Source organism: Streptomyces sp. UH6 (genome assembly GCF_013421635.1).
Classification (GTDB): domain Bacteria; phylum Actinomycetota; class Actinomycetes; order Streptomycetales; family Streptomycetaceae; genus Streptomyces; species Streptomyces abyssomicinicus.
Genome location: NZ_JACADT010000896.1, coordinates 1 through 2,348 on the forward strand (window position 1 = coordinate 1; position 2,348 = coordinate 2,348).

3 protein-coding genes are annotated in these 2,348 nt (G+C 73.3%); 1 reads left to right on the plus strand and 2 read right to left on the minus strand.

Annotated features, from left to right (window positions below):
* Together HW445_RS27275 and HW445_RS27280 are read right to left on the minus strand one after the other, a co-directional pair.
* Positions 1 to 294, minus strand: a 294-nt coding sequence (locus tag HW445_RS27275) for a cation transporter (RefSeq protein ID WP_180223538.1), incomplete at its 3' end; no start/stop codon positions are given.
* 46 nt (positions 295 to 340) lie between these two features.
* Complete coding sequence (locus HW445_RS27280) at positions 341 to 580, minus strand: heavy-metal-associated domain-containing protein (protein ID WP_180223539.1); 240 nt, start codon at positions 578 to 580, stop codon at positions 341 to 343.
* Positions 581 to 813: 233 nt separating this feature from the next.
* Here HW445_RS27280 and mmsA point away from each other — a divergent pair, with 233 nt between their 5' ends.
* Positions 814 to 2,316, plus strand: a complete 1,503-nt coding sequence (gene mmsA, locus HW445_RS27285; protein ID WP_180223540.1) for a CoA-acylating methylmalonate-semialdehyde dehydrogenase — start codon at positions 814 to 816, stop codon at positions 2,314 to 2,316.
* Positions 2,317 to 2,348: the final 32 nt, after the last annotated feature.

A 2,348-nucleotide genomic window follows, 5' to 3' on the forward strand; every position in this document is an offset into this window, starting at 1 on the left:
CGCGGCCGGTGCCGGTTGCGGCGCCGGGGGGAGTTCGGCGGTGTACCCCGTCCTGACCACGGTGGCGATCAGGTCCTCGACCGGCGTCCCCGCAGGGCAGGAGATCCGCGCCTTCTCGGTGGCGTAGTTGACCGTGGCCTCGACGCCGTCCATGCGGTTGAGCTTCTTCTCGACCCGGGCGGCGCACGAGGCGCAGGTCATCCCGCCGATCAGCAGCTCGACGTCGGCGCGTTCCGCCCGGGCGGCCGGATCGGCCGTCCCGGTCGTTGCGGTCGTCGTGGCGGTGCTGGTCATACGGGCCTCCTCGGCGGTGGCGGAAGTCTGCGGCGGTGCGTGGGGATCAGGCGACGCCGGCGTACTCGAACCCGGCCTCGTCGACGGCGGCGCTGACCGCCGCCTCGTCCAGCGGGGCGGCGGAGACCACGGTGACCTCGCCGGCCGAGGCGACGGCCTTCACCGACTCCACGCCCGCGATCTGCGAGATCTCTCCGGAGACGGCGCCCTCGCAGTGGCCGCAGCTCATGCCGCTCACCTTGTAGACGGTGGTGACGGCGCCCTGGGTGTCGGTCGACTGAGTCATGTCGTTACTCCTGATCGAGTGGATGCACTGGTTGCCTTCCGGTACCCAGGTTATACCCCTAGGGGGTATCAACCAAAGGCGGGTCGTCGGCGAGGCGCGCGCACCTGCGGGACAGTTCCCGCGCGGGGTGTCCACGCGGGGGCCGGTACGGCTCACACTGGGTCGGGGACGCCCCCACGGGCCGGTCCGGGCGGCACGGACCGGCGAGCCGTCGACTGCGAAGGAGTCCGGGCATGACGAAGACCCTCCACCACTGGATCGGCGGCAGGACCGTCGAAGGCGCCTCCGGCACGTACGGACCGGTCACCGACCCCGCCACCGGCGCCGTCACGACCCAGGTCGCCTTCGCGGGCGCGGCGGAGGTGGACGCGGCCGTGGCCGCCGCCAAGGAGGCGTTCGCCGGCTGGGGCCGGTCCTCCCTCGCCACCCGCACCTCGGTCCTCTTCGCGTTCCGCGCCCTGGTGGACGCCCACCGCGACGAGCTGGCCCGGCTGATCACCGCCGAGCACGGCAAGGTCCACTCCGACGCCCTCGGCGAGGTCGCCCGCGGCCTGGAGATCATCGACCTGGCCTGCGGCATCCCCGTCCAGCTCAAGGGCGAGCTGTCCACCGAGGTGGCGAGCCGGGTGGACGTGGCCGCGATCCGGCAGCCGCTGGGCGTGGTCGCCGGCATCACGCCGTTCAACTTCCCCGCCATGGTGCCGATGTGGATGTTCCCCCTCGCCATCGCCTGCGGGAACACCTTCGTGCTCAAGCCCTCGGAGAAGGACCCCTCGGCCTCCGTCCGGCTCGCCGGGCTGCTCGCCGAGGCCGGCCTGCCGGACGGCGTGTTCAACGTCGTGCACGGCGACAGGGCGGCCGTCGACCGGCTGCTGGAGCACCCGGACGTCCAGGCGGTGTCGTTCGTGGGCTCCACGCCCGTCGCCCGCCACATCCACACCACCGCCGCCGCGCACGGCAAGCGCGTGCAGGCGCTCGGCGGGGCCAAGAACCACATGCTGGTGCTGCCCGACGCCGACCTGGACGCCGCCGCCGACGCCGCGGTGTCCGCCGCCTACGGCTCGGCGGGGGAGCGGTGCATGGCGGTCTCCGCGGTGGTCGCGGTCGGGGCGACCGGCGACGAACTGGTGCGCAGGATCCGCGAGCGCGCCGAGAAGGTCGTGATCGGCCCGGGCCACGACCCCGTCTCCGAGATGGGCCCGCTGATCACCCGCGCCCACCGCGACAAGGTCGCCTCCTACGTGCGGGGGGCGGCCGCCCAGGGCGCCGAGGTCGTCCTGGACGGCACCGGCTTCACCGTCGAGGGGTACGAGGACGGCCACTGGATCGGCATCTCGCTGCTCGACCGGGTGCCGGTCACCGCCGACGCCTACCGCGACGAGATCTTCGGCCCGGTGCTGTGCGTGCTGCGGGCCGAGACCTACGAGGAGGGCCTGGCGCTCGTCAACGCCTCACCCTTCGGCAACGGCGCGGCGATCTTCACCCGGGACGGAGGGGCGGCGCGGCGGTTCCAGATGGAGGTGGAGGCCGGGATGGTGGGCGTGAACGTCCCGATCCCGGTGCCGGTGGGGTACCACTCGTTCGGAGGGTGGAAGGACTCGCTCTTCGGCGACCACCACATCTACGGCAACGACGGCACGCACTTCTACACCCGGGGCAAGGTCGTCACCACGCGCTGGCCGGACCCCGCCGACGCGCCGGCCGGCGTCGACCTGGGCTTCCCCCGCAACCACTGACCACCGCCCCGCGTCCGCGGTCCTCCCGCCCG

Coding starts and splice junctions, on each gene's coding strand:
- HW445_RS27280 (WP_180223539.1), bottom strand. CDS start 580: ATGACTCAGTCGACCGACACCCAGGGCGCCGTCACCACCGTCTACAAG.
- mmsA (WP_180223540.1), top strand. CDS start 814: ATGACGAAGACCCTCCACCACTGGATCGGCGGCAGGACCGTCGAAGGC.